This is a genomic window from Streptomyces sp. NPDC006872 (assembly GCF_040635845.1).
In the GTDB taxonomy this organism is placed as follows: domain Bacteria; phylum Actinomycetota; class Actinomycetes; order Streptomycetales; family Streptomycetaceae; genus Streptomyces.
Genome location: NZ_JBEYIL010000057.1, coordinates 1 through 1,071, shown reverse-complemented (window position 1 = coordinate 1,071; position 1,071 = coordinate 1). Strand labels below are relative to the sequence as shown.

The following is a 1,071-nucleotide window of genomic DNA, read 5'->3' as shown; positions in this document are numbered from 1 at the left end:
CTAGGGGCTGTCTCTAGTTGTGATCATTGGGCTTTGAGGAGGCTGCTGATCCAGATGGTCGCTGCGCGGAGGTGGAGTCCGGCGAGGTAGCTCTCGGGCGTCTTGTCGTAGCGGGTCGCGATGCCTCGCCAGTCCTTCATCCTGTTGATGGCCCGCTCGACCGTGTTGCGGTCGCGGTAGAGATCGGTGTCGTGGGTGACGGGCCTGCCGCCACGGCTGCCTTTCTTCCTGCGGTTGGCGGCCTGGTCCTTCTTCTCCGGGATGACTGCCTTGATGCGGCGTTTGCGCAGGTGGGCGCGGATGGCGCGCGAGGAGTAGGCCTTATCGCCGGCCACGGCATCCGGCCGGGTGCGGGGACGGCCGACGGGCAGACGGACCCGGACTTTGCTCAGGACCGGGATGAACTGGGGACTGTCGGCGGCCTGCCCGGCGGTCAGAAGGAGGGCCATCGGCCGGCAGCGCCGGTCGGCAGCCAGGTGGATCTTGCTGGTCAGGCCGCCGCGCGACCGTCCGAGCAGAGCGGCCTTCAGCCGGGCCCGCCGTCGTAATCGGATGCGTCGGCGTTCGGCGCGGACCGGATCGCTTTCACCGTCCTGCCCGCCTTGTCCCTCTGATGCTCCCCCTTTTGCAGGGCCGCCTCCTCGAGTGCGGCCAGGGTCTGTTCGCTGACCCGCATGCCAGCGGCGTCGTGATGGGCCCGTGTGGTGGTGGAGTCCACGCTGACCAGGGACATGTCGATCTCGTCCCCGCGGGCGGCCTCGGCGATCGCTTCGTCCAGCAAGGTCTGGAAGACGCCTGCGTCCCGCCATCGCATGAAGCGGTTGTAGACGGTCTGCCAGGCGCCGAACCGTTCGGGCATCTCTCTCCACTGGCTGCCGGTGCGGAACCGCCAGATCACCCCCTCGAACTGCTCACGCAGACGTTCGGGGTACGGGCCGAACCTGCCGACCGGCAGGAACGGCCCGATGAACTCCCACTCACTGTCGGTGAGTTGCGCGCGCGTCACACCACAGTCTTATCGCACCGGTCCCCATCCCAAGCCACTTGATCACAACTAGAGACAGCCCCTAG

Annotated in this window: 1 pseudogene; it reads right to left on the bottom strand. The window is 67.4% G+C overall.

The features are described 5' to 3' along the window. Nucleotides 1–23 precede the first annotated feature (23 nt). Nucleotides 24–1,006, bottom strand: a pseudogene (locus tag ABZ725_RS52480) (IS5 family transposase). Nucleotides 1,007–1,071 lie beyond the last annotated feature (65 nt).